This is a genomic window from Tranquillimonas rosea (assembly GCF_900111315.1).
Classification (GTDB): Bacteria; Pseudomonadota; Alphaproteobacteria; order Rhodobacterales; family Rhodobacteraceae; genus Tranquillimonas; species Tranquillimonas rosea.
In genome coordinates this window covers 115,422-141,362 of sequence record NZ_FOGU01000001.1, presented here as the reverse complement: position 1 = coordinate 141,362, position 25,941 = coordinate 115,422, and the positions used below count along the sequence as shown (strand labels likewise).

The following is a 25,941-nucleotide window of genomic DNA, read 5'->3' as shown; positions in this document are numbered from 1 at the left end:
GCCCGCCGTGGCAGCCCACGAGAACGAGTGAGCACATGGCCGATACCGACCAGGACATCGATTTCGACGACCTCAAGCGCCGCATGGACGGCGCGATGACCTCGCTCCGGCAGGAATTCGCCTCGCTCCGCACCGGCCGCGCGTCGGCCTCGATGGTGGAGCCGATCACGGTCGAGGCCTATGGTCAGCAGACGCCGATCAACCAGGTCGGCACGATCAACGTGCCCGAGCCGCGCATGGTCACCATCAATATCTGGGACAAGTCGCTGCTCGGAAAGGCCGAAAAGGCGATCCGCGAAAGCGGCCTCGGTATCAACCCGGTGATCGACGGCACAACCATCCGTCTGCCGATCCCCGAGCTGAACGAGGAGCGCCGGAAAGAGCTGGCCAAGGTCGCCGGCACCTATGCCGAGCATGCCCGCGTGGCGATCCGCAACGTGCGGCGCGACGGCATGGACCAGCTGAAGAAGGCCAAGTCGAACGGCATGCCCGAGGACGACCACAAGATGTGGTCGAACGAAGTGCAGGACCTGACGGACAAGTATATCGGCGCGGTCGACAAGGCGCTCGAGACGAAACAGGAAGAGATCATGCAGGTCTGAGACCGCCTTCGCGGTTCGGACGGGCAAGAGAAAGGCGTGGACGCAATGAGCAAGAGCCAGGGATCGCCGCAGCACGTGGCGGTCATCATGGACGGGAACGGTCGCTGGGCCGAGGCCCGCGGCAAGCCGCGTCTGTTCGGACATCACGCCGGCGCGAAACGGGTCCGCGAGATCGTGCGCGCCTGTCCTGACCACGGGGTGAAGTACCTGACGATTTTCGCCTTCTCGACCGAGAACTGGAGACGCACGCAGGCCGAGGTGGCCGGGCTCATGGGCCTGTTCCGCCGCTACATCCAGCGCGAGGCGCGGGATCTGCTGGCCGAGGGCGTGCGAGTCCGCTTCATCGGCGACCGGCGCAAGCTCGACGAAAAGCTCGTCCGGCTGATGGACGAGCTGGAGCTGCTGACCAGCAAGAACGACCGCGTCCACCTGACCATCGCGCTGAATTATGGCGGACGCGACGAGGTGGCGCGCGCCACCAAGCGCCTGTCGCACGAGGTCGCGGCCGGTCGGCTCGATCCGTCACGCGTGGACGAGACCACGCTCGCCAGCTTCCTCGACACCTGCTTCCTGCCGGATCCGGACCTCGTCATTCGCACCAGCGGCGAGGCGCGGATCTCGAACTTCCTGCTGTGGCAGTCGGCCTATGCCGAATACGAGTTCTGTGACACGCTCTGGCCGGACTTCCGCGCCGAGGAGTTCGCGTCGATCGTCGCGCGCTTTGGCTCGCGCGAGCGGCGATTCGGTGCCGTGACCGCATGAGTTCCGGGCCCGCCGGTCGGTGGGACGACCTGAACGTCCGGTTGGTGTCCAGCGTCGTGATCGCGGTCATCGGCGTGCTGGGCTGCTGGGCGGGCGGGATCGCCTTCCTCGTCCTGACGGTCGTGGTCTGCGCCGTCATGGTCTGGGAACTTGCCAGGATGCTGGATCCCGACAGTCCCGCAATCGCGATGGCCGGTGTGGCGGCCCTGTGCCTGACGGTGGCGAACTTCCTGCCGCCGGGCTTCGCGCTGCCGCTGCTGATCGCGCCGGCCCTGGTGGGCTTCGGTCAACTGCCGCGGCGCCGCGCGTCGTTCACCATCTTCACGGTGCTGATCCTGCTGGCGGGCTTCGGGCTTTACACGCTGCGCACGAATTATGGCTTCCTCTGGCTCGGCTGGCTGCTGGCGGTGGTGATCGTCACCGATGTCTGTGGGTATTTCGCGGGCCGGTATATCGGCGGACCGAAGTTCTGGCCGCGCGTCAGCCCCAAGAAGACCTGGTCGGGCACCGCGGCGGGCTGGATCGGGGCGGCGATCGTCGGCGTGGCGATGGCGCTCTGGACCGGGGCGGACCTGCAGCTGGCCGGCATTTCCGTCTCGGTCTCGATGGCGAGCCAGTTGGGCGACATCGCCGAAAGCGCCGTTAAGCGGCGGGTGGGGGTCAAGGACAGTTCGACCCTGCTGCCGGGACATGGCGGCGTATTCGACAGGTTCGACGGGATGCTGGGGGGCGCGGTCTTTCTATTGCTGATCTCGGCCCTGATCGACTTTCCGCCGGGGGTCGTATGAAGCGCGTCAGCGTGCTGGGCTCGACCGGCTCGATCGGTGTGAACACGCTCGATCTCGTCTCCCGCGCACCGGGGGACTACGAGGTCGTCGCGCTGACCGGCGGGGCGAACGTGGTGCTGCTGGCCGAACAGGCCCGGCGGCACGACGCGGCGCTGGCGGTGACGGCGCACGAGGACCGTCTGGACGAGCTGCGCGCGGCCCTGTCCGGCACCGGGATCGAGGCCGCCGCGGGCGACGCGGCGCTCTGCGATGCCGCCCGGCGGCCGGCGGACTGGATCATGTCGGCCATCGTCGGCGCGGCGGGACTGCCGCCTGGACTGGCGGCGCTGGAGCAGGGCACGACCCTGGCGCTGGCGAACAAGGAAAGCCTGGTCTGCGCGGGTCCGCTCATGATGGCGCGGGCGGCGTTCCACGGCGCGACGATCCTGCCTGTGGACAGCGAACATTCCGCCGTGTTCCAGGCCCTCGTGGGCGAGGACATCAGCTCGGTCGAGCGCCTGATCATCACCGCTTCGGGCGGCGCCTTCCGCGACTGGCCGCTCGAGCGTCTGTCTCAGGCCACGGCGGCCGAGGCCGCGACCCATCCGAACTGGGACATGGGCCAGCGGATCACCATCGACAGCGCCAGCCTGTTCAACAAGGCGCTGGAACTTATCGAGGCGAAAGAATTTTTCGGCTTCGCGCCGAGCAAGATCGAAGCGCTGGTCCATCCCGAAAGCCTGATGCATGCACTTGTCGGCTTCAACGACGGCGCGCTCATGGCCCATGTCGGGCCGCCGGACATGCGCCACGCGATCGGCTATGCGCTCCACTGGCCCGCGCGGCGGTCGATCCCGGTCGAGCGGCTCGATCTCGCCCGGATCGGACAGCTCACGTTCCGTGCGCCGGACGAGGCCCGGTATCCCGCGCTGCGTCTCGCGCGGGCGGTCATGGAAGAGGGCGGCCTGTCGGGCGCGGTGTTCAACGCCGCGAAGGAAAGCGCGCTCGACGCCTTCATCGAGGGGCGCATCGGCTTTCTCGATATGAGCCGCGTCGTCGAGGAGGTGCTGACGCGATTGTCAGACGAACGCCTTTCTGTCGCCGCCTTCGATCTTGATACCATCCTCGCGACTGATCATTTGGCAAGGACCGCGGCGGCCGACATCATCGGCACGCTGCAACGGTAAAAGCGGTTACATGGATATCATTGGACTGATCCCGTCGTTCGGCGGCTTCCTCTACACAGTCGTGGCTTTTGTGGTGGCGCTGAGCGTCATCGTCGCGGTCCACGAATACGGCCACTACATCGTGGGCCGCTGGTCGGGCATCCATGCCGACGTCTTTTCCCTGGGCTTCGGCCCGGTCATCTGGCAACGGCGCGACAAGCGCGGCACGGTCTGGCAGCTCGCTGCCCTGCCTTTCGGCGGCTACGTAAAGTTCGCGGGCGACGCCGACGCGGCGAGTGTCGGCAAGGTCGATGCCGGTGAGGCGCTGACCCCGCAGGACCGCCGCGCCACGATGCACGGTGCGCCGCTCTGGGCGCGCGCGGCCACGGTGGCGGCCGGACCGGTGTTCAACTTCGTCCTCTCGGTCGCCGTCTTTGCCGTCGTCATCCTGTTCCGCGGCGTGGCGAGCGATCCGCTGACGGTGGACGAGATCCGCCCCGTTCCCGCCGAGGTGCAGCAGCTTGAGTCGGGCGACGAGATCCTGTCGATCGCCGGAGAGCCGACGCCGCCGCTGGACGAGATGAACGGCTACATCGACACGCTGCCCGTTGAGCCGGTGCTCGACTACGAGGTGCGCCGCGGGGACGAGGTCATCACCGTGCAGGGCCCGCATCCGTTCCCGCCGCTGGTGGCCGGGGTGACCCCGCAATCGGCCGCGATGCAGGCGGATCTGGAGGTGGGGAACGTCATCGTCGCCGTGGACGGAGACGAGGTCTTCGCCTTCGATCAGCTCAGAACGAAGGTCGCGGGCTCGGACGGGCAGGCGCTGTCGCTGGATGTCTGGCGCGGTCCCGACGCCGGCACCGAGACGCTGTCGCTGACGCCCAAGCGGATGGACCTGCCGACCGAGGGGGGCGGATTCGAGACGCGGTGGCTGATCGGGATCACCGGCGGCATGTTCTTCGAGCCGGCCTCGCAGACGCCTGGCGCGTTCGAGGCGCTGAGCTATGGCGCGTCGCAGACGGCCTATATCGTCCAGTCGAGCCTGTCGGGCATCTACCACATGGCCGTCGGCGCCATCAGTTCGTGCAACATCAGCGGCCCGATCGGCATCGCCCAGACCTCGGGCGCGGCGGCCAGCCAGGGGGCGACCAGCTTCATCTGGTTCATCGCGGTCCTGTCGACCGCCGTGGGCCTGATGAACCTGTTCCCGATCCCGGTGCTGGATGGCGGACATCTGGTCTTTCACGCCTACGAGGCGGTGACCGGCCGGCCGCCCAGCGACGGCGCGCTCCGCGTCCTGATGGGAATCGGCCTGGCGCTGATCGGCGCGCTCATGGTGTTCGCGCTGACGAACGACCTGTTCTGCCCTTGACGCCTTCTTGACGTCCAACTCGCGCCATATTCGGGGCCTATCCGCGGACCCGTCCAAACGGGAACGGAATCATGAATCAACTTCAGGACGGCGCGAATAGCCTGTCGCTCCTGTTCGATCTGAACTGGGACCGGCTGCTGTACGTGGCGACGATCATCGGCGCATTGGGACTGGGGGCGTTCGTCGGCTCTCTCTGACGCCGTCCGGACAGGCGTGTCCGGCTTGCACAAGGCCCGCCTTCGCGAACCGGAGGCGGGCCTTCGCGTTTTGACAAGGCGCACCATTCCCAGTACCCATTTCGCAAAGACGACCGAATATGGAATGGGGCGCATGAGCAATCGGGACAGTGGCGTGGCAGCGCGTCGGAAAGGGGCTGCCGCAGCGGTCGGGCGCGGCATCGGAATGGCCAGTGTCGCGGCCATGCTGGCCACCGCGCCGCTGCCGCAGGTGGCGCACGCGCAGACCTACAGTTTCTCCAACGTGGCGATCCAGGGGAACCAGCGGATCGAGCCGAATTCGATCGCCTCGATCGCAGGCATCCCGCAGGGGCAGGCGGTCGGCGCGGCGACGCTGAACGACGCCTACCAGCGGCTCGTCAATTCCGGCCTGTTCCGCTCGGTCGAGATCGAGCCGCAGGGCGGCACGCTCGTGATCCGGGTCGAGGAATACCCGACGATCAACCGCATCAACATCGAGGGCAACGACCGGCTCAGCGACGACGAGCTGCGCCCGCTGGTGGAATCCACGCCGCGCCGCGTCTACAACCCGACGCAGGCCGAAGCGGACGCCGCGGCGATCACCAACGCCTATCAGCAGGCCGGCCGAGTGGCGGCGTCTGTCTCGCCCCGTATCATCGAGCGGTCGGACAACCGTGTCGACCTGGTCTTCGAGGTCGCCGAGGGCGGCGTCAGCGAGATCGAGCGCGTCTCGTTCGTCGGCAACCGCGCCTATTCCGACCGTCGCCTGCGCGGCGTGCTGGAGACGAAACAGGCCGGCCTTCTGCGTCAGATCATCCAGCGCGACACGTTCGTCAGCGATAGGATCGGATATGACCGCCAGCTTCTGACGGATTTCTACAATTCGCGCGGTTACGCCGATTTCCGCATCACGAATGTCAGCAGCGAATTCGCCCGCGACCGCGGCGCCTTCTTCATTCAGTTCAACATCGAGGAAGGCCAGCAATTCGATTTCGGCCAGATTACCGCGTCGTCGGATCTGGCGGAAGTGAACGCGCAGGAATTCCTCAATGTCGCGCGTACCCGCGCCGGCAGCACTTACACCCCGACCGCGATCGAACGCGACGTCGCGCGGATGGAGCGGCTGGCGATCCAGAAGGGCCTGAACTTCGTCCGGGTCGAGCCGCAGATCTCGCGGAACGAGCGCACTTTGACGCTCGACGTGAACTACCGCCTGACGCGCGGCCCCCGCGTGTTCGTCGAGCGCATCGACATCGAGGGCAACCAGACCACGCTGGACCGCGTCGTGCGCCGGCAGTTCCGCACGGTTGAGGGCGACCCGTTCAACCCGCGCCAGATCCGCCAGGCGGCCGAGCGTATCCGGGCGCTGAATTACTTCTCGAACGTTGATGTCGAGACCAGCCAGGGCTCCGCCGAGGACCAAGTGGTCGTCGACGTGAATGTCGAAGAGCAACCGACCGGCTCGCTTTCCTTCGGTGCCAGCTATTCGCTCGAGAACGGGCCCGGCCTGTCCGTGTCGTTCTCCGAGCGCAACTTCCTCGGCCGCGGGCAGACGCTGGCGTTCAGCTACAATACCGGAACCGACTCGGCGGATTCGTCGATTACCTTCATCGAGCCGTATTTCCTGGGCCGTGACCTGCGATATCGCTTCAGCGCGTTCTACAACACGACCGACAACGACGCGGCCGACTACGATACCGAGATCCTCGGCTTCAGCACCGGGTTCGAGTTCCCGATCAGCGAGAACGGCCGTCTCGGTCTGACCTATCGCCTGGCCGAGGCCGAAATCTCGGACGTGAGCGAGGACACCTCGCCGATCATCCAGGCGGAAGAGGGCAGCAAGGTGACCAGTTCGCTCGGCTACGAGCTGAGCTACGACACCCGCGTCACCGGCCTGAACCCCAACGCGGGCGTCCTGCTGGAATTCGGCCAGACCTATGCCGGCGTCGGCGGCGACAATGAGTATATCGAGACCCGCGCGCTCGCCTCGGCACAGACCCGTGTCTACAACGAGGAAGTGACGCTGCGCGCCACGATCGAGGGCGGCGCGATCCACATGCTCGACGGCGATAGCCGCGTGACCGACCGCTACTTCCTGTCCTCGCGCCAGATGCGCGGCTTCGGCTCCAAGGGCCTCGGCCCGCGCGATCTCGAGGCCGAGAACGAGGACGCGCTCGGCGGCAACGTCTATGCGGTGGCCCGCTTCGAGGCCGAGTTCCCGATCGGCGTGCCCGAGGAATACGGCATCACCGGCGGCGTGTTTGCCGATGCGGGGTCGGTCTGGAGCCTCGACAACACGTCCGGCGCCAACGGGGTCGAGGTCGACGATGACTTCCACCTGCGCTCGGTCGTGGGCGTGTCGCTGTTCTGGACCACGCCGATCGGTCCGCTGCGTTTCAACTTCTCGAAGGCGCTCCAGAAGGAGACCTATGACGAGGAAGAACAGTTCGCGATCACCATCTCGACCCGGTTCTGAGACCATGCGCGCCCTGCTGATGGCCTGCGTCCTGGCGCTGGCCGCGCCGCTCTGCGCGGTGGCCCAGCAGCAGGGTGCGCCGGTCACCGTCCCGTCGCCGATCCTGACGGTCGATCAGGACCGCCTGTTCTCGGAATCCGCGTTCGGCCGCCGCATCGCCGCCGAGATCGAGGCCAAGGCCGAGGCGCTGGCCGCCGAGAACCGCCGTATCGAGAACGAGCTGATCGCCGAAGAGCGCGACCTGACCGAGCGCCGCGCCACGCTGGCGCCCGAGGAATTTGCGCCACTGGCCGAGGCGTTCGACGAAAAGGTCCAGCGTCTCCGCGATCGGCAGGATTCCAAGGTGCGCGACGTCACGCGGCTGCGCGAGCAGGCGCAGCAGGTGTTCCTGTCGCAGATCGCCGGGGTTTTGGAAGAGGTCGTGCGCGACCGCGGCGCCGTCGCCATCTTGGACCGGCGTGCGATCTTCCTGTCTGCCGACGCCATCGACATCACCGACGAGGCGATCGAACGGATCGACGACGCGATCGGCGAGGGCGGTGACCTGCTCACCGACACGATCCTGGCCGAGCCGATCGTCGAGTCCCCCGACGCCCCGGACGCCTCCGACACCGCTGATCCGCAGACGCAGGACGACGGCACCGCGCCGGCACCGGCGATGCCCGAGCTCGAAGAGGACCGGCCCGATCCGGTGGAATAGCGCCCGCGCTTGTGCCGCCACGCCCCGCTTGCTAGGCAACGGCACAAGCCAGAACAGTTGCGGACGACGCCCATGACCGACCTCGCCACCGCCGATATCGACCTGATCCAGCGGATCATTCCGCACCGCTATCCGTTCCTTTTGGTGGATCGGGTGCGGGACATCGACGGCACGAAATCGGCCGTGGGCCTCAAGAACGTGTCGTTCAACGAACCGCACTTCCAGGGGCACTTCCCCGGCGCCCCGATCATGCCGGGCGTCACCATCGTCGAGGCGATGGCCCAGACCGCCGCGGTGATGGTCGGTGTGGCGCAGGACCTGGCCGACAAGCAGTTCCGCGTCTATTTCATGGCGATCGACAGCTGCAAGTTCCGCCGCAAGGTCGTGCCCGGCGACGTCCTCGAGATGGCCATCACGACCAAGCGCGGCGGCGGCAAGGTGTGGAAGTTCTCGGGACGCGCCACGGTGGACGGAGAGCTCGCCTGCGAGGCCGAGTTCACCGCCATGATGGAACTGCCCGCCTGAGATGGCGATCCATCACACAGCCCGGATTCATCCCTCCGCCGTGGTCGAGGACGGCGCCGAGATCGGCGCCGGCGCGGTCGTCGGTCCCTTCGCCCTGATCGGGGGGGGCGTGACCCTCGCCGCGGATGTCGAGATTCGCAGCCACGTCGTCATCACCGGCCGCACCGAGCTCGGCGAAGGCACGACGGTGTTTCCCTTCGCGACGATCGGAGAGATCCCGCAGGACCTCAAGTTCGCCGGCGAAGAGACGCGCCTGATCGTCGGCAAGCGCGCCCGCATCCGTGAACACGTCACGATGAACACCGGCACCGAGGGCGGCGGCGGCGTCACGCGCGTCGGCGACGACTGCCTGTTCATGGCCGGCGCCCATGTCGCCCACGACTGCCAGGTCGGCGACAACGTGATCCTGGTGAACAACTCAGCGCTGGCGGGACATTGCGTCCTCGGCGACAATGTCATCCTCGGCGGTCTCTCTGGCGTGCACCAATGGGTCCGCATCGGGCAGGGCGCCATCATCGGCGCCGTTACCATGGTCACCCACGACGTGATGCCCTACGCGCTGGTGCAGGGGCCGCGGGGCGAGATCGACGGTCTCAACCTCGTCGGGCTCAAGCGAAAGGGCGTCGGACGCGAGGACATCACGGCACTCCGGGCCGCGTTCCAGACGCTCAAGCAGGGCGAGGGCGCATTCCAGGATCGCGCCCGCCGCCTCTCGTCCGAGACCGGCAGCGACTATGTCCGCGACATCGTCGACTTCGTCCTGGCCGAGAGCGACCGCGGCTTCCTGACGCCGCGCTGATGCTGGCGCTGATCGCAGGGCAGGGACGCCTGCCGGAACTCCTGGCCGACACGCTCGACGCGGGCAGCGCGCCGTGGCTCCTCTGCGCAATGGAGGGCGCGCCCTGCACCGTTCCGGACGCGGGCCGCGAGTGCCGCAGTTTCCGCATCGAGCGGCTGGGCACGTTCCTGCAGGACCTGCGGCGGGAGGGCGCGACCGAGGTCTGTTTCGCGGGCGCCGTCCGACGTCCCGACATCGACCCCACCGCCATCGACGCCGCCACCGCCCCCCTCGTGCCGCGGCTTTCCCAGGCCATGAAGGACGGCGACGACACGACCCTGCGTACCGTCCTCGCCCTGTTCGAAGAGGCCGGCCTGACGCCCCGCGCCGCCCACGAGCTCAGGCCGGACCTCCTGGTCGAACCCGGCTGCCTGACCCGCGCCGAACCCTCCGTGCGCGACCGCGCCGACATCGACCGCGCGGCCCGGATCGTCGGCGCGCTCGGCGCGGCGGATGTGGGCCAGTCCTGCGTCGTGGCCCAGGGGCAGGCGCTGGCGGTCGAGGCGCTGCCCGGCACCGACCGGATGCTCGCCACGCTGCCCGGCCTCGCCGACATCCGCCCCGATCCCGCCGCCGGGCGCGGCATCCTCTACAAGGCGCCGAAGCCGGGGCAGGACCACCGGGTCGACCTTCCGACGATCGGGCCCGACACCGTGGCGGGCGCCCTGCGCGCCGGCCTCTCCGGTCTCGCCGTCGAGGCGGGCGGCGTGCTCGTCCTGGACCGCGACCGTGTGTGCGCCGATTGCGATGCCGCGGGCCTGTTCCTCTGGGGGCATGTACCGTGAAGGTCTTCCTCGTGGCGGGCGAGGCGTCGGGCGACCGGCTCGGCGCGGCCTTGATGGCGGGGCTGCGCGAGCTCCGGCCCGATATGAGGTTCTGCGGCGTGGGCGGCCCGCTGATGCAGGCCGAAGGGCTCGACAGCCTCTTTCCCATGTCCGACCTGTCGGTGATGGGGCTGGCCGAGATCATCCCGCGCTACCCCCATCTCCGCCGGCGCCTGCACCAGGCTGCCGACGCCGCGGTCTCCGAGGCGCCGGACCTGCTGGTCACGATCGACAGCCCGGATTTCTGCCTCCGCCTCGCGCGGCTGGTCCGCGCCCGCGCGCCCACTCGCATCGTGCATTACGTCGCGCCGTCGGTCTGGGCGTGGCGGCCCGGACGGGCCGCGCGGATGGCGGGTCGCGTCGACCAGGTGCTCGCGGTGCTGCCGTTCGAGCCGCCCTACATGGAGGCCGCCGGCGTCGCCTGCGATTTCGTCGGCCACCCCGTCGTCTCCGAGCCCGTCGCCACTCCGGACGAGATCGCGGCGTTCCGCGACGAACACGCGCTGAAAGGCCCCGCGCTCTGCGTCCTGCCCGGATCGCGCCAGGGCGAGATCGCCCGCCTGGCCCCCGTCTTCGGCCGCACCCTCGCCGACCTCGCCCGGACCATGCCCGACCTCGCCGCCGTCGTGCCGGTGGCACCGGGCCTCATGTCCGCGATGAAGGAGCTGACGAAGGACTGGCCCCTGGAGCCGGTCCTGATCGACGCGGGCGAGAGGTCACGGAAATGGGCCGCCTTCGGCGCCTGCGACGCCGCCCTCGCGGCCTCCGGCACGGTGTCGCTGGAACTGGCGCGCGCCGGCGTGCCGATGATCGTGGCCTACGACATGGCCTGGCTCAGCCGCAAGATCATCACCGCCATGGCGCTGATCGACACGGTGACGCTGGTCAACCTCGTCTCGGAGACCCGCGCCGTGCCAGAGTTCATCGGTGCCAGGTGCCGCGCCGACCTCATCGCGCCAGCGCTCCAGGACCTCCTGCGCAACCCCGAGACGCGCGCGCCGCAACAGGCCGCCGCCCGCCTCACGATGGAGCGCCTGGGCCTGCACGACGCTCCGCCGGGCCTGCGAGCGGCCCAAGCCATCCTCGCACGCCTCTGACCTCTTTGGTCCTGAAAATATCCCCGCCGGAGGCTCCGACGAGTGCCAAGGGCAGCCCCGCCGGATCACCGTCCCGCGCTCAGGCCCCGCGCCAGATCCAGCCGCCGCCCAGAACGCGCGTCGTGCCCGTCTCGTAGAACACGCAGGCCTGCCCCGGAGAGACGCCTTCCTCGGGCGTCAGCAACTCGACCTCGGCGCCGCCATCCGGTAGCGGCCGCAGGATCGCCGGGCGGGGCGGCCGGGTGGAGCGGACCTTGACAGAGATCTCGTGCGGCCCGTCATGGAAGTCCGCGTCCCCCAGCCAGTTGATCTCGCGCACCGGCACCACGCGGGTCGCCAGCATCTCCTTGGGGCCGACGATGACGCGGCAGTTCTCGGTATCGAGCTTCACCACGTAGAGCGGCTCGTCCAGCCCGCCGATGCCCAGACCGCGCCGCTGGCCGATCGTGTAGTGTATGACGCCCTTGTGCGTGCCCAGGACCCGGCCGTCGGCATGGACGATCTCGCCCGGTTCGGCGGCGCCGGGGCGCAGCTTCTCGATCACGCTGGCATAGTCGCCGTCGGGGACGAAGCAGATGTCCTGGCTGTCGGGCTTGTCGGCCACGCCCAGCCCGTATTTCGCGGCCAGCGCGCGGGTGTCGGACTTCGACTGCAGGTGGCCCAGCGGGAACCGCAGGTAGTCCAGCTGCTCCTGCGTGGTGGAAAACAGGAAATACGACTGATCGCGGGCGTCGTCGGCGGCGCAATGCAGCTCGGCCCCGTTCGGACCCATCTTGCGCTGGATGTAGTGGCCGGTCGCCATGCAATCGGCGTCGAGATCCTTCGCCGTCTCCAGAAGGTCGCGGAACTTCACCCGCTCGTTGCAGCGGATGCAGGGCACGGGCGTCGCGCCGCCAAGATAGCTGTCGGCGAATTCGTCGATCACCGCCTCGCGGAACGTGTTCTCGTAGTCGAGCACGTAGTGGGGAAAGCCCATCTCGTCGGCCACGCGGCGCGCGTCGTGGATGTCGCGCCCGGCACAGCAGGCGCCCTTCTTGGCCAGGGCCGCGCCGTGGTCGTAAAGCTGCAGCGTGACGCCGACCACGTCATAGCCCTGCGCCGCCAGTTCGGCCGCGACGACGGAACTGTCGACACCGCCGGACATCGCGACGACGACGCGGGTTTCGGACGGCGCCTTGGCAAAGCCGAGCGAATTCAGCTTGGTTGTGCTGTCGAGGGGCATCTTCTGAACCTTCGGGAGAATGTGCCGCCAATATAGGAAAATTGCCCATATTCACAAGGCGTCGTTTCATCGGCCCTTAAGCGGCTACGGTCATTGTCCGTCCCCGGGGAAACGCAAGGGGTTGCGGGAATGTATCTGAAGAAGGTGAACGGAAAACGGGCCGTCCGGCTGCCGGACGGCCGCACGATGACGCGTGCGGATCTGCCGCCTCAGGGCACGATGCGGTGGGTGGCCAGCCGCAAGGCCGCGGTGGTCCGGGCCGTCGCCGCTGGCCTCATCACCGAGGACGAGGCGCTGGAGATGTATGGGCTGAGCGCCGAAGAGCTGCGCAGCTGGCGATCGGCCGTCGATGTCCACGGTGAGGCGGCGCTGAAGGCGACCCGATTACAGAAATATCGACAACTTTAGATTGACAGGGGCGGCCGCTCTCCTAGTAACGTCGGCTTAACCCTTTTGGTCAATTTCTAGTACCGACGATATCGAAATCCGGAGTTTGTGATGCGAGTGCTTCTTGTTGAGGATGATCCGACGACGTCGCGCAGCATCGAGATGATGCTGACGCACGCCAACCTCAATGTCTATTGTACCGACATGGGGGAGGAGGGCGTCGATCTCGCCAAGCTCTATGATTACGATCTGATCCTGCTCGACCTGAATCTGCCGGACATGCACGGCTACGACGTGCTGCGCCAGGTCCGCCTTGCCAAGATCGAGACGCCGATCCTGATCCTCTCGGGCGACGACGACACCGAGCACAAGATTCGCGGCTTCGGCTTCGGCGCCGACGACTACCTCACCAAGCCCTTCCACCGCGAGGAACTCGTTGCGCGGATCCACGCGATCATCCGCCGGTCGAAGGGGCACGCGCAATCGGTCATCCGCACCGGCAAGGTCGTGGTCAATCTCGACGCCAAGACGGTCGAGGCCGATGGCACCGCGGTGCACCTGACCGGCAAGGAATACCAGATGCTCGAGCTTCTGAGCCTGCGGAAGGGCACCACCCTGACGAAAGAGATGTTCCTGAATCATCTCTACGGCGGGATGGACGAGCCCGAGTTGAAGATAATCGACGTGTTCATCTGCAAGCTGCGCAAGAAGCTCAGCCAGGCGACCGGCGGCGACAATTACATCGAAACGGTCTGGGGCCGCGGCTACGTCCTGCGCGACCCCGATGATCGGAAAGAGGCCGAGCCGGTGGCGGCGACGGCCTGACGAGACGACCAAGCTGCCGCGGGGATGCGGCAGCACCCCAAAGCCCACTCACGGCTGGACCTGCGCCGGACCCGCTCCTATCACACGAGGAAACGGTCCGGCGGAGGGATGGATGGCACAAGACAAGTCAGCGGGACGCCCGGACACGGATTCGGCCGAGGCGGGTGAACTGCGCCCCGACCAGATGGACGAGGCGCAAGCCGGGCGAGAACTGTCCCGTCTCGCCACCGAGCTGAACCGGGCCAACGTCGCCTACTACCGGCAGGACGCGCCCGAGATCCCGGATTCGGAATACGATGCGCTCAAGCGCCGCAATTCCGAGATCGAGGCGCTGTTCCCGAAGCTCAAGCGCAGCGACAGCCCGACCGAACAGGTCGGCGCGGCCCCCGCCGAGGGATTTGCCAAGGTGGCGCACGAGGTGCGCATGCTCTCGCTCGGCAACGCCTTCGGACCCGAGGACGTGCAGGATTTCGACCAGAGCATCCGGCGCTACCTGGGCCTCGCCGACGACGCCCCGCTCGCCTATACCGCCGAGCCCAAGATCGACGGCCTGTCCCTGACCCTGCTCTACGAGAACGGCGATCTGATCCGCGCGGCCACCCGCGGCGACGGGGCCGTGGGCGAGGACGTCACCCAGAACGCCCGGACCATCGACGACGTGCCCCACCGGCTCGACGGCGCGCCGGATCGTCTGGAGGTGCGGGGCGAGGTCTACATGAGCCATGCCGACTTCGCCGCGCTCAATGAGCGGCAGGCGGAGCAGGGCGGCAAGACCTTCGCCAACCCGCGCAACGCCGCCGCCGGCTCGCTGCGCCAGCTCGACTCGCGGATCACCGAACGCCGCCCGCTGCGGTTCTTCGCCTATGCCTGGGGCGTCCACACCGCGCCGCTGGCAGAGACGCAGATGGCGGCGATCGAGCGGCTTTCCGCCTTGGGTTTCGTGACCAACCCGCTGACCGCGCTCTGCGACGGTCCGGACGAGATGCTGGCCCATTACGCCGAGATCGAGGCGCAGCGCGCGACGCTCGGCTATGACATCGACGGCGTGGTCTACAAGGTCAACGACCTCGGCCTGCAACGCCGCCTTGGCTTCCGCTCGACCACGCCCCGTTGGGCCATCGCGCACAAGTTCCCGGCCGAGCTGGCCTGGACGCGGCTCGAGAAGATCGAGATCCAGGTCGGCCGCACCGGCGCGCTGTCGCCGGTTGCGCGCCTGACGCCGGTGACCGTGGGCGGCGTCGTCGTCTCCAATGCGACGCTCCACAACGAGGATTACATCGCCGGGCGCGACGCCAGGGGCGAGCCCATCCGCGACGGCAAGGACATCCGCGAGGGCGACTGGGTTCAGGTCTATCGCGCCGGCGACGTGATCCCCAAGGTGGCCGATGTCGATCTCGACAAGCGGCCCGCCGACGCCGCGCCCTACGCCTTTCCGACGACTTGCCCCGAATGCGGCTCTGAAGCGATCCGCGAGGAAGGTGACGCCGCGCGGCGCTGTTCCGGCGGGCTGATCTGTCCCGCGCAGGCCGTCGAGAAGCTTCGTCATTTCGTCTCGCGCGCGGCCTTCGACATCGAGGGGCTCGGCGGCAAGCAGGTCGAGCTGTTCTACTTTCTCCACTGGATCGAAGAGCCGGCCGACATCTTCACCCTGCCGGAACGGGACGCGGCGGGCTCGAAGCTGAAGGACGGTCTCGCCGCCTTCGTGCATGGCCAGCTGCAACGCCCCGGACGGGGCGAGGAGACGGCCGAGAAATACGCCGAACTGCTGCGGTCGGTCGAGATCCCGGTCAGCGGCACGGACGCGGACGAGCTGGTGAAGGCGATCCGCTTTCTCGCCGAAAAGCCGCTCGCCCGGATCAAAGGCTGGGGAGAGAAGAGCGCGCAGAACCTCTTCGCCGCCATCGAGGACCGCCGCACGATCCCGCTCGACCGGCTGATCTTCGCCCTCGGCATCCGGCATATCGGAGAAGTCGCGGCCAGCGACCTGGCCCGCCACTTCGGCACTTGGGAGGCGCTGACGAAGGCCGTCGATACCGCCCGACCCGCCGAGCGTCGCCACCAGGAGGCCGACGCCGCTGTCGAGGCCGAGCGTCGCGCCGCCGCCGACGAGGGCCGACGCGCCCGCGTGACCGAGACCCGCCGCAAGGTGTGGGACGAGGATCCCGTCTCGGCCGAGGCACGCGCCGCGTGGGAGGATATCGTCGGGATCGACGGGCTGGGCGCCATCGCCGCCGCCGCACTGGTCGCCGCCTTCGCGCAGGACAGCGAGCGCGCGTCGATCGACCGCCTCGCCGCGCATCTGCGGGTCGAGCGGGTCGAACGCCCCGACACCGAAGGCAGCCCCGTCGCCGGCAAGACCTTGGTCTTTACCGGCACGCTCGAAAAGATGACCCGCGCCGAGGCCAAGGCGCGGGCCGAGGCGCTTGGCGCGAAGGTCTCGGGCAGCGTGTCGTCCAAGACCGACATCCTCGTCGCGGGGCCGGGCGCGGGGTCCAAGGCGAAGAAGGCGGCGGAGCTGGGGATCGAGACACTGGACGAGGACGGCTGGCTGGCGCTCGTCGGAGACGCATGAGCCGGCCCGAGGTCCTGTATCCGCTGTTCGCCGAGCTGACCGGCCTCGCCGGGGTCGGCCCGAAGACGGCCGAGCATTTCGCGCAGCTCGACGTCGAGCGGCCCCGCGATCTGATCTTCACCTTGCCCCATTCCGGCATCGACCGTTCGCGCCGCGCCTCGATCCGAGAGATCGCGCCGCCGGACATGGCCACGGTCGAGGTCGTGGTCGGCCGCCACATCCCCAACGCGGTCAAGGGCCGGCCCTACCGCGTCGAGGTCAGCGATGCCGAGACGACGTTTCAGTTGGTGTTCTTCCACGCCCGGTCGGACTGGCTGAAGAGGCAGCTTCCCGAGGGGGAGCGGCGAGTGGTGTCCGGCAAGGTCGAGATGTTCGACGGCATGGCGCAGATGGTGCATCCCGACCACATCCTGCCCGTCGACGAGGCCGCCGCGATCCCGCCGTTCGAGCCGGTCTATCCGCTGACCGCGGGCCTGACGCAGCGCCAGGTGTCCAAGGCGGTCGCCAGCGCGCTGGAGCATCTGCCGGATCTGCCGGAATGGATCGATCCCGACCTGCGGGCGCGCGAGGGGTGGCCCGCCTGGGACGAGGCGGTGCGCACGGCTCACGCTCCGCTTGGCCGGTCCGAGCTGGCGCCGACCGCGCCGGCGCGGCAGCGGCTGGCCTATGACGAACTGCTGGCCCACCAGCTGACCATGGGCCTGGCGCGGCTGGAACGCCGGCGCGCAAAGGGGCGGGTGTCCGAGGGCACGGGACAGCTGAGCAAGCGCGTTCTGGCCGCGTTGCCCTATGCGCCGACGGGCGCGCAGACCCGCGCGATCGCCGAGATCTCCGCCGACATGGCGCGGCCGGAGCGGATGAACCGTTTGCTGCAGGGCGATGTCGGGGCCGGCAAGACTCTGGTGGCCTTCATGGCGCTGCTGGCGGCCGTGGAATCGGGCGGGCAGGGGGTGATGATGGCGCCGACCGAGATCCTGGCGCGGCAGCATCTCGACGGGCTGCAACCCCTGGCCGAAAGCGCCGGTGTCGTGCTGGAGCTGCTGACCGGCCGCGACAAGGGCGCCGAGCGGCGCGCAAAGCTCGACGCGCTGGCACGGGGCGACATCCAGGTCCTCGTGGGCACGCACGCGGTGTTCCAGGACGACGTGGCCTTCGCCGACCTGCGTCTTGCCGTGGTCGACGAACAGCACCGCTTCGGCGTGCGCCAGCGGTTACAACTTGGCGCGAAGGGGCAGGGCGTCGATGTGCTGGTGATGACCGCCACGCCGATCCCGCGCAGCCTGGCGCTGGCGCAATACGGCGACATGGATGTCTCGGTGCTGGACGAGAAGCCGCCGGGGCGCAAGCCGGTCAAGACGGCGCTGGTGTCGACGGGGCGGATGGACGAGGTTGTCGATCACCTGAGGAAGGCCGTGGCCGAGGGGCGGCAGGCCTATTGGGTCTGCCCGCTGGTCGAGGAAAGCGAGACCTCGGACCTGATCGCGGCGGAAGAACGCTTCAAGCGGCTTCGCGCGGCGCTTGGTGACGGCGTGGTCGGGTTGGTGCATGGCCAGATGCCGCCCGCCGACAAGGATGCCGCGATGGCGCGGTTCGTCGCGGGGGAAACCGGGGTGCTTGTCGCGACCACGGTGATCGAGGTCGGCGTCAACGTGCCCAACGCGTCGATCATGGTGATCGAACGGGCCGAAACCTTCGGCCTTGCCCAGTTGCACCAGCTGCGCGGCCGGGTCGGTCGCGGGTCCGAGGCATCGACCTGCCTGCTGATGTACCAGCCGCCGCTGAACGACACGGGACGCCGCCGGCTGGAGATCCTGCGCGAAACCGAGGACGGCTTCCGCATCGCCGAAGAGGACCTTGCCATGCGCGGCGCCGGCGACCTGATCGGCGTGGCGCAGTCCGGCCTGCCGCGGTTTCGCATCGCGGACGTGGAACGGCAATCGGCACTCATGGCGCTGGCGCAATCGGACGCCCGGCGCCTGCTGGCCGACGACCCAAAACTGACCGGAACGCGTGGCGCGGCAGCGCGCACGCTTCTTTGGCTGATGGAGCAGGACAAGGCGATACGGCTGATCTCGGTGGGCTAACTCGCGCCCAGTGTTCGCGCCTGTTCCCGGATGTTCCTAAAAAGTTCTTTACTCACCGGCATCCTTGTGAGAACAAAGGAGCAACACGAAGAACACCATAGGGAGCCGCCGACATGATCACCGACGTCAAAGCCGTGATACACCGCTCGTCCGACACCTTGCCGCAGGACTTCGTCGGCGCCGCGGCGCTGGTGGTTCTTCTGATCGGCGGATTGTATCTGCCCGGGTTGTTCTGACGCCCGACCCCGTTTCTGCCTGCGGTCTGTACCCGACCAGCGGCGCGCGGTCCCTGTCCCCAACGTTCGGCCCGCGTCGCATCCCTGTCCCCTGCATCCGGTCTGCCTCATCCCCGGATGCTCCGGTCGCCCCACAGACACGCACCTTCCGCCGCCATCCTTCGGGATGTGCGGCGGTTTTTTATGTATAAAAGGCGGAAATCAGCCGTGGTGCGACAGGTCGGCGGCGCGCTCGGCCTGGGCCATCGCCTCGGCCGTGGCGTCGAGCGTCAGCATGATCGAGGCATGGCGGTTCTTGTAGTCCCGCGCAGGCTCGAGAACGGAGAGACCGTCGAACGGCGCGTCGGGTACCGGCCCGTCGGATTTCAGCATCGCCTTGAGCTGATCGCGGGCCGTCTCGACCTCGCTCCGGGTGCGGCCGATGATGTTCGACCCGACAACGGATGCCGCGGCCTGTCCCAGCGCGCAGGCCTTCACGTCCTGCCCATAGGCGCTGATCCGTCCATCGGTCACGGACAGGTCCACCGTGACGGTTGATCCGCACAGCGGCGAGCGCTTGCGCACCGTCGCGTCCGGCGCCTCCAGCCGGTCCGTCAGCGGCAGATCGGCGGCCAGTTCGAGAATCCGGCCGGAGTAGAGCTTGATCAGGTCGCTGTCGGACATCGGTCTTTCCCATTCGTCGCGTCCCGAATAGATAGGCCCGTGCGCGTCCGTTGGAAAGGAGTAGCGATGTCCTTCGATCCCGCCAGCCTGTCATACAATGACGCAGGTCTGATCCCCTGCATCGCGCAGGAGGCCGAGACCGGCGAGGTCCTGATGATGGCCTGGATGAACGCCGACGCGGTCCGCCGCACGCTTGAGACCGGGCGGGTGACCTACTGGTCCCGCTCCCGCGCGGCGTTCTGGGTCAAGGGCGAGACGAGCGGACATCTCCAGCACCTGGTCGAGCTGCGCATCGACTGCGATTCCGACTGCCTGCTGGCGCTGGTCCGGCAGGAGGGACCGGCCTGCCATACCGGCCGCCGCTCGTGCTTCTACACCGCGGTCCGCGACGGCGAGGCGGTGGAGATCGCAACGCCCGAGGCATAATGGGTCGTCATCGCGCGGGCAGGCCGACGAGCCGGCGCAGGTCGTCCGGGCTCAGCCCGTCGTGACGATAGGCGGCGATGGCCCGCGCGTCGTCGCGCTTGGCCAGACGCTTACCCGCGTCGTCGCGGATCAGGCGGTGATGGTGATAGCGCGGGCGCGGCAGGTCCAGAAGCGCCTGCAGGATGACATGCAGCCCGGTCGCGTCGAACAAGTCGAGCCCGCGCACGACCTCCGTGATCCCCTGCGCCGCGTCGTCCAGCACCACCGAGAGGTGATACGACGTCCCGATGTCTTTTCGGGCCAGCACCGGGTCGCCGATCCCCATCACGGCCGCGTCTCGCGAGATCGTGTGCCGGCCGCGTCGCTCGGGCCCGGTCTCGTCGTAGGTCAGCGTGTCGGTGCCCAGCCGATCCCACGCGCGGCCCATGTCGAGCCGCAGGGCCGTGCCGTCGGGCGGGACGGGATGGCGGTGGACCGTCTCAGCGCGGCATGTGCCCGGATAGATCAACCCGTCCGGCCCCATCGCGCCCTCCTGCGGGGCCGACAGCGCCTCGCGGATGTCGCGGCGCGTGCAGGAACAGGCAAAGAGCAGTCCCTCCCGCCACATCTGGTCGAGCGTCTGGCGATAGAGGTCGAGCCGATCCGATTGTCGCATCACCGGCTCGGGCCAGCGCAGGCCAAGCCAGCGCAGGTCCTCGTGGATCGCAGTCTCCCATTCGGGCTTCGAGCGGGCGCGGTCGATGTCCTCGATGCGAAGCAGTAAGGTGCCGCCTGCGTCCCGCGCAAGGTCGTGGGCGGTCAGGGCCGAGAAGGCATGGCCCAGATGCAGTGGCCCGGTGGGCGAGGGGGCGAACCGGGTGACGAGGGTCACGGCTGACACATCGGCGTGACTGGATGGCAGGGGTGCGCCACTCGGGACATGGCCGTCCGCGTATGGACTGCGAGGCTCACCCGCCGGGTCCGACGCTCAGGCCGGCTCCGGCGCCGTCGCGGCGATCCAGCCCTGCCAGTCGGTCTTTGCCCGGTCGGTATAGGCGCGGTAGCGATCCTTGCGCCCGCGACGTCCGCCCTTGAGCCCCTCGACCGGCGGGAACAGCCCGAAATTGACGTTCATCGGCTGGAACGTCTTGGCGTCGGCGCCGCCGGTGATGTGGTGGACGAGGGCGCCCATAGCCGTCGTCTGCGGCACCGCCGGCAGGTCGCGGCCCGCGATTTCGGCCGCGGCCATGCGTCCGGCCAACAGCCCCATGGCGGCGGATTCGACATACCCCTCGACGCCGGTGATCTGACCGGCAAAGCGGATGTTCGGCCGCGAGCGCAGGCGCATCCGCTCGTCCAGCAGGCGCGGCGAGTTGAGGAACGTGTTCCGGTGGATGCCGCCGAGCCGGGCAAAGTGCGCCTCTTCAAGCCCCGGAATCATCCGCAGGACCTCTTTCTGCGCGCCGTACTTCATCTTGGTCTGAAACCCGACGATGTTCATCAATGTGCCGAGCGCGTTGTCCCGGCGCAGCTGCACGATGGCGTGCGCCTTCACGTCCGGCTGGTGCGGGTTCGTCAGGCCCACCGGTTTCATCGGACCGTGGCGCAGCGTCTCGCGCCCACGCGCGGCCATTACCTCGATCGGGAGGCATCCGTCGAAGTAATCCGCCGTCTCGCCCTCGTGAAACTCCGTCTTGTCCGCCTCGAGGATCGCGTCGATGAACGCTTCGTAGGTGTCGCGGTCCATCGGGCAGTTCAGGTAGGCCTTGCGCTGTTCCTCGGTCTCGCCCTTGTCGTAGCGCGACTGGTACCAGGCCTTCTCCATGTCGATCGTCTCGGTGTAGACGATGGGCGCGATGGCGTCGAAGAAGGCCAGCGCGTCCTGCCCGGTCTCGGCCGCGATGGCCTGACCCAGGGCCGACGAGGTCAGCGGGCCGGTCGCGATGATCCAACGGCCGTCGTCGGGCAGGGCGGTGATCTCGCCCTCTTCGACGCGGACATTGGGATGCGCCCGCAGCCGGGCGGTCACGGCCTCGGCAAAGGGCTCTCGGTCCACGGCCAGGGCGCCGCCCGCGGGCAGCGCGTGCTGGTCGGCCATTGACATGATCAGCCCGTTCGCCGCGCGCATCTCCCAGTGCAGGAGCCCCACGGCGTTCGACGTATCGTCGTCCGACCGGAACGAGTTCGAGCACACCATCTCGGCCAGATTGCCGGTGTGGTGGGCGAACGTGCCGACCTTGGGCCGCATTTCGTGAATCACGACCGGCACACCGGCCTCGGCCGCCTGCCACGCGGCCTCGGACCCGGCCATGCCGCCGCCGACGATGTGAAGTTCTTCGCTCATGCCGGGCATGTAACCGCGTGCGCGGCGCTTTGAAAGAGGGTCAGGCCGTGGTCACGTCGTGAAAGATGTTCCGGTCCTCGGCGCTGTCCCCCGCCTCGGCAAGGGAAGACAGCGTCCGGTGGCGTCCCGCCGGTGGCCGACGGTCGGTGCCGCGAGAGCTGCGGAACGTCGCGGTCGGCTTGGCCCACGGTTGCGGCGCGATCGAGATCAGCGCCACCGCAACCGACAGCGCGGCATCGTTCCAGAGCCCGGCCATCCCCTCGGCCGGAAGCCCCAGCGCCGACACCACCACCAGCAGCGCGAGCGCCACCGCGGCGAGACGCAGCATGCAGCCCAGCATGGTGGCAATGGCCGCGGCATAGACGGCCGTTCCGACCACAAGCTCGGCGGTCGCGACCGGCATGTCCGCCAGGTTGGAAAGGCTGAGGGACGCGTCCCCGATCAGCCCCGTCGCCGCGAGAAAGCACGAGGCGATCAGGATCCGCACACCGGTCAGGGTGCGCCGCAGGCGGGGATCGGCATGGGACGGAAAGGGCATCGGGGGCTCCGGCTGCGAGTCGCGTCGGATCACGCTCGCAGCCGGGTTGGGCAAAATCGCGGCAGGACGGCGACGCGGGCGCGGCACGCCCGCCCGCTCATTCCTCCGGCGTCGTGCCGTCGTCGTCCTCGCTCAGATCTTCGGCGTTGCCTTGGTCGGCGATCCACGCGACCGAGACGACCTCTTCCCCGGGACCGGTGTTGAACACCTTCACGCCGCCGGCCCCACGCGAGCGGAACGAGATTCCGTCGATCGGCACGCGGATCGACTGGCCCTTCGATGTCGCCAGCATGATCTGGTCATCGGTCTCGACCGGGAAGCTGGCGACCAGCGGGCCCCCCCGCATCGCCGCATCCATCGCGCGCACGCCCTGGCCGCCGCGGCCCCGCACCGGGTAGTCGTGGCTCGAGCTCAGCTTGCCGGACCCTTTCGAGGTGATCGTCAGGATCAGGTCCTCGGCCGCCGACATCTCGACATAGCGCTCCTGGCTGAAATCGCGGTCCTCGCCGGCGCCGTCCTCGTCGTCGGCATCGGAATCGTCTGCGAGCCCGGCCATCGCGCGGCGCATCTTGAGATAGGTCGCGCGCTCTTCCGGCGTCGCCTCGAAATGGCGGATGACGGCCATCGAGACGACGCGGTCGCCGTTGGCCAGCCGGATGCCCCGCACGCCGGTGGAATCGCGTCCCTTGAAGATCCGGACCTCGGTGGTCCGGAACCGGATCGCCCGGCCCTCGGCCGTCACCAGGAGCACGTCATCGTCCTCGGACGCGATGCGGGCATTCACCAGGCTCACGTCATCGGGCAGCTTCATCGCGATCTTGCCGTTCGACTTCACGTTGGTGAAGTCCGACAGGGCGTTGCGCCGGACGTCGCCCGCCGAGGTGGCGAAGACCACCTGCAGCTCGTCCCAATCCTCCTCGGCGCGGTCCACCGGCATGATCGCCGCGATCGACACGCCGCTCGGGATCGGCAGGATGTTGACGATCGCCTTGCCCCGTGCCGTGCGCGAGCCCACCGGCAGGCGCCAGGTCTTGAGCTTGTAGACCATGCCGTCGGTCGTGAAGAACAGAAGCGGCGTGTGCGTGTTCGCGACGAACAGGGTGGTGACGATGTCGTCGTCCTTCATCCCCATGCCGCCGACGCCCTTGCCGCCCCGGCGCTGCGCCCGGAACTCGTCCAGCGGGGTGCGCTTGATATAGCCGGACTGGGTGACCGTCACGACCATGTCCTCGCGCTCGATCAGGTCCTCGTCGTCGGTGTCGCCGGCCCAGTCGACGATCTCGGTACGGCGGGCGACGGCATAGTTCGTCTTAACCTCGGTCAGCTCGTCCGAAATGATCTCCATGATGCGCTCGCGCGAGCGCAGGATGTCGAGGTAGTCCTTGATCTTCGCGGCAAGCTCCTCGAGCTCGTCTGTGACTTCCTTCACGCCGATCTGGGTCAGGCGCTGCAGCCGCAGCTCCAGGATCGCGCGGGCCTGCCGCTCGGACAGGTTGTAGGTGCCGTCGTCGTTCATCGTGTGCGACGGATCGTCGATCAGCCGGATGTAGGGCGCGATGTCGGCCGCGGGCCAGCGCCGCTCCATCAGCTTTTCGCGCGCCTCCGGCGCGTCGGTCGAGGCCCGGATCGTCGCCACGACCTCGTCGACATTCGACACCGCCACGGCGAGGCCGCACAGGATGTGGCTGCGCTCGCGCGCCTTGCGCAATTCGAACGCGGTGCGCCGGGCGACCACGTCCTCGCGGAAGGCGATGAAATGGGTGAGGAAATCGCGCAGCGTCAGCTGTTCGGGCCGGCCGCCATGCAGCGCCAGCATGTTGCAGCCGAACGTGGTCTGCATCGGTGTGAACCGGTAGAGCTGGTTCAGCACGACGTCCGGCGTCGCGTCCTTCTTCAGCTCGATCGCCACGCGGACGCCGACCCGGTCGGACTCGTCCTGCACGCCCGAGATGCCCTCGATCTTCTTCTCGCGCACAAGGTCGGCGACGCGCTCGACCAGGGCCGCCTTGTTCACCTGATAGGGGATCTCGTCGATGACGATGGCATAGCGGTCCTTGCGCATCTCCTCGATCCGCGTCTTGGCGCGGATGGTGACGCTGCCGCGGCCCTCCATGTAGGCCTTCCGCGCGCCCGAGCGGCCCAGCAGGATGCCCCCGGTGGGAAAGTCCGGCCCCGGCACGTATTCCATCAGCCGTTCGCTGGACAGGTCCGGATCGGCGATCAGCGCCAGGGTCGCGTCGACGACCTCGCCCAGGTTGTGTGGCGGGATGTTCGTCGCCATGCCCACGGCGATGCCGCCGGCGCCGTTGACCAGCATGTTGGGAAACCGCGCGGGCAGGACGCTGGGCTCCAGGTCCTTGCCGTCGTAATTGTCCTGCCAGTCGACGGTGTCCTTCTCGATGTCCGCCAGCAGCGACTGTGCAGGACGGTCCATCCGCACCTCGGTATAGCGCATGGCCGCCGGGTTGTCGCCGTCCATCGAGCCGAAATTGCCCTGGCCATCCAGCAGCGGCAGCGACATCGAGAAATCCTGCGCCATCCGCACCAGCGCGTCGTAGATCGCGCTGTCGCCGTGGGGGTGGTACTTGCCCATCACGTCGCCCACGGGCCGGGCCGACTTGCGGTACGCCTTGTCGTGGGTGTTCCCGGTCTCGTGCATCGCATAGAGGATGCGGCGATGCACCGGCTTCAGCCCGTCGCGCAGATCCGGGATCGCCCGGCTGATGATGACCGACATCGCGTAGTCGAGGAACGAGTTCCGCATCTCGTCCGAGATCGAAATCGACGGTCCCGATGGTGCCGAGGGCGGCTGTCCGCCCATTTCGTCATCATTCTCAGGGGGTTCGGGCGTATCGCTCACCTGGACGTGTCCTCTGCCTTGCGCATCTATATATTGTTGGACCGACTATACACTGTCGTGGATATAGCGTGCAATGGGGGGCGCCGCCACAACCCGGCAGCCACAGGCCGCGAGTGCTAACACACTGTTTTCGTTGCATACTCGCCGGATTGGCGCATCCTTTACCAATGGGTGAGGAAAGGAAGCCTTCGATGAGTATGACCGAGACCGAGTTGATGCTGCAGGGCTACGGCCTGACCACGGCCGAGATGTTCTACCGCATGCCCGATTACCAGAGCGTCCTCAACAGTTTCATCTGGCAGGATTACGACCTCGCGCCGGACCACCCGCGGCTGTTCCGGTTCATCGAGTTCTGGCACGACGAGATCGAGGGGCCGCTCCACTCCGTGCGCTTCGTCCACCGCCGGCAGATCGGGCCGGGGGAATGGCGCAATGTCACCGGCGAATTCACCTGTCACTGACCGGTCCTCTTCGGC

25 protein-coding genes are annotated in these 25,941 nt (G+C 68.1%); 19 read left to right on the top strand and 6 right to left on the bottom strand.

Going from position 1 to position 25,941, the window contains the following annotated elements:
* Positions 1–35 precede the first annotated feature (35 nt).
* The 12 genes from frr (at position 36) to lpxB (ending at position 11,329) form a co-directional block, all read left to right on the top strand.
* Positions 36–602, top strand: coding sequence for a ribosome recycling factor (gene frr, locus BMZ25_RS00665; protein WP_092686894.1), 567 nt, complete (start codon positions 36–38; stop codon positions 600–602).
* Positions 603–647: 45 nt separating this feature from the next.
* Positions 648–1,364, top strand: a complete 717-nt coding sequence (uppS, locus tag BMZ25_RS00660; protein WP_092686891.1) for a polyprenyl diphosphate synthase — start codon at positions 648–650, stop codon at positions 1,362–1,364.
* The gene (locus BMZ25_RS00655; protein ID WP_092686889.1) at positions 1,361–2,152 is read left to right on the top strand and encodes a phosphatidate cytidylyltransferase; all 792 of its coding nucleotides are present in this window, start codon (positions 1,361–1,363) and stop codon (positions 2,150–2,152) included. Before uppS ends, BMZ25_RS00655 begins: the two co-directional genes overlap by 4 nt.
* A complete protein-coding gene (gene dxr / locus BMZ25_RS00650; protein WP_092686886.1) occupies positions 2,149–3,318 on the top strand; it encodes a 1-deoxy-D-xylulose-5-phosphate reductoisomerase in 1,170 nt (389 codons plus the stop codon). Before BMZ25_RS00655 ends, dxr begins: the two co-directional genes overlap by 4 nt.
* Positions 3,319–3,328: 10 nt before the next feature.
* A complete protein-coding gene (gene rseP / locus BMZ25_RS00645) occupies positions 3,329–4,672 on the top strand; it encodes an RIP metalloprotease RseP (protein WP_092686883.1) in 1,344 nt (447 codons plus the stop codon).
* A gap of 71 nt (positions 4,673–4,743) precedes the next feature.
* Positions 4,744–4,869, top strand: a complete 126-nt coding sequence (locus BMZ25_RS21265; RefSeq protein WP_268874172.1) for a hypothetical protein — start codon at positions 4,744–4,746, stop codon at positions 4,867–4,869.
* Between the two features lie 205 nt (positions 4,870–5,074).
* A complete protein-coding gene (gene bamA / locus BMZ25_RS00640; protein WP_235859742.1) occupies positions 5,075–7,345 on the top strand; it encodes an outer membrane protein assembly factor BamA in 2,271 nt (756 codons plus the stop codon).
* Positions 7,346–7,349: 4 nt separating this feature from the next.
* On the top strand, positions 7,350–8,045 hold the full coding sequence (locus BMZ25_RS00635) for an OmpH/Skp family outer membrane protein (protein ID WP_092686878.1): 696 nt from the start codon (positions 7,350–7,352) through the stop codon (positions 8,043–8,045).
* A 72-nt stretch (positions 8,046–8,117) separates the two neighbouring features.
* Entirely contained in the window at positions 8,118–8,570 is a 453-nt protein-coding gene (gene fabZ, locus BMZ25_RS00630) for a 3-hydroxyacyl-ACP dehydratase FabZ (protein ID WP_092686875.1), read from the top strand.
* A gap of 1 nt (position 8,571) precedes the next feature.
* Positions 8,572–9,369: an acyl-ACP--UDP-N-acetylglucosamine O-acyltransferase gene (gene lpxA, locus BMZ25_RS00625; RefSeq protein WP_092686872.1), complete on the top strand. Its 798-nt coding sequence runs from the start codon at positions 8,572–8,574 to the stop codon at positions 9,367–9,369.
* The gene (locus BMZ25_RS00620; protein WP_092686869.1) at positions 9,369–10,193 is read left to right on the top strand and encodes an LpxI family protein; all 825 of its coding nucleotides are present in this window, start codon (positions 9,369–9,371) and stop codon (positions 10,191–10,193) included. Before lpxA ends, BMZ25_RS00620 begins: the two co-directional genes overlap by 1 nt.
* Complete coding sequence (gene lpxB / locus BMZ25_RS00615; protein WP_092686866.1) at positions 10,190–11,329, top strand: lipid-A-disaccharide synthase; 1,140 nt, start codon at positions 10,190–10,192, stop codon at positions 11,327–11,329. Before BMZ25_RS00620 ends, lpxB begins: the two co-directional genes overlap by 4 nt.
* A 79-nt stretch (positions 11,330–11,408) precedes the next feature.
* Here the strand turns inward: lpxB and mnmA are convergent, their stop codons facing one another.
* Entirely contained in the window at positions 11,409–12,551 is a 1,143-nt protein-coding gene (gene mnmA, locus BMZ25_RS00610) for a tRNA 2-thiouridine(34) synthase MnmA (RefSeq protein ID WP_092686863.1), read from the bottom strand.
* Positions 12,552–12,680: 129 nt separating this feature from the next.
* Here mnmA and sciP point away from each other — a divergent pair, with 129 nt between their 5' ends.
* The 5 genes from sciP to BMZ25_RS21260 all read left to right on the top strand — a co-directional run bounded on the left by sciP (position 12,681) and on the right by BMZ25_RS21260 (position 18,655).
* Entirely contained in the window at positions 12,681–12,959 is a 279-nt protein-coding gene (gene sciP / locus BMZ25_RS00605) for a CtrA inhibitor SciP (protein WP_092686860.1), read from the top strand.
* A 90-nt stretch (positions 12,960–13,049) separates the two neighbouring features.
* On the top strand, positions 13,050–13,763 hold the full coding sequence (ctrA, locus tag BMZ25_RS00600; protein WP_092686857.1) for a response regulator transcription factor CtrA: 714 nt from the start codon (positions 13,050–13,052) through the stop codon (positions 13,761–13,763).
* Positions 13,764–13,947: 184 nt separating this feature from the next.
* Entirely contained in the window at positions 13,948–16,335 is a 2,388-nt protein-coding gene (ligA, locus tag BMZ25_RS00595) for an NAD-dependent DNA ligase LigA (RefSeq protein WP_092688138.1), read from the top strand.
* A complete protein-coding gene (recG, locus tag BMZ25_RS00590) occupies positions 16,332–18,419 on the top strand; it encodes an ATP-dependent DNA helicase RecG (RefSeq protein ID WP_092686854.1) in 2,088 nt (695 codons plus the stop codon). The genes ligA and recG overlap by 4 nt, the downstream gene beginning before the upstream one ends.
* A gap of 113 nt (positions 18,420–18,532) precedes the next feature.
* Positions 18,533–18,655: a hypothetical protein gene (locus BMZ25_RS21260; RefSeq protein ID WP_268874170.1), complete on the top strand. Its 123-nt coding sequence runs from the start codon at positions 18,533–18,535 to the stop codon at positions 18,653–18,655.
* Positions 18,656–18,856: 201 nt separating this feature from the next.
* On the opposite strand, the gene BMZ25_RS00585 is transcribed toward BMZ25_RS21260, so the two are convergent.
* A complete protein-coding gene (locus tag BMZ25_RS00585) occupies positions 18,857–19,318 on the bottom strand; it encodes an iron-sulfur cluster assembly scaffold protein (RefSeq protein WP_092686851.1) in 462 nt (153 codons plus the stop codon).
* A gap of 66 nt (positions 19,319–19,384) precedes the next feature.
* On the opposite strand from BMZ25_RS00585, the gene hisI reads away from it, so the two are divergent.
* Complete coding sequence (gene hisI, locus BMZ25_RS00580; protein WP_092686849.1) at positions 19,385–19,744, top strand: phosphoribosyl-AMP cyclohydrolase; 360 nt, start codon at positions 19,385–19,387, stop codon at positions 19,742–19,744.
* A 7-nt stretch (positions 19,745–19,751) separates the two neighbouring features.
* Here hisI and gluQRS read toward each other — a convergent pair whose 3' ends face one another.
* The 4 genes from gluQRS to gyrA form a co-directional block, all read right to left on the bottom strand.
* Positions 19,752–20,615 (bottom strand): tRNA glutamyl-Q(34) synthetase GluQRS, encoded by an 864-nt coding sequence (gluQRS, locus tag BMZ25_RS00575; RefSeq protein ID WP_092686847.1) that lies wholly within the window; start codon positions 20,613–20,615, stop codon positions 19,752–19,754.
* A 96-nt stretch (positions 20,616–20,711) separates the two neighbouring features.
* A complete protein-coding gene (gene trmFO, locus BMZ25_RS00570) occupies positions 20,712–22,067 on the bottom strand; it encodes a methylenetetrahydrofolate--tRNA-(uracil(54)-C(5))-methyltransferase (FADH(2)-oxidizing) TrmFO (RefSeq protein WP_092688135.1) in 1,356 nt (451 codons plus the stop codon).
* 40 nt (positions 22,068–22,107) lie between these two features.
* Positions 22,108–22,605: a hypothetical protein gene (locus tag BMZ25_RS00565; RefSeq protein ID WP_092686844.1), complete on the bottom strand. Its 498-nt coding sequence runs from the start codon at positions 22,603–22,605 to the stop codon at positions 22,108–22,110.
* A gap of 97 nt (positions 22,606–22,702) precedes the next feature.
* On the bottom strand, positions 22,703–25,465 hold the full coding sequence (gene gyrA / locus BMZ25_RS00560; protein ID WP_092686841.1) for a DNA gyrase subunit A: 2,763 nt from the start codon (positions 25,463–25,465) through the stop codon (positions 22,703–22,705).
* A 191-nt stretch (positions 25,466–25,656) separates the two neighbouring features.
* On the opposite strand from gyrA, the gene BMZ25_RS00555 reads away from it, so the two are divergent.
* Positions 25,657–25,926 (top strand): usg protein, encoded by a 270-nt coding sequence (locus BMZ25_RS00555; protein ID WP_092686838.1) that lies wholly within the window; start codon positions 25,657–25,659, stop codon positions 25,924–25,926.
* Positions 25,927–25,941: the final 15 nt, after the last annotated feature.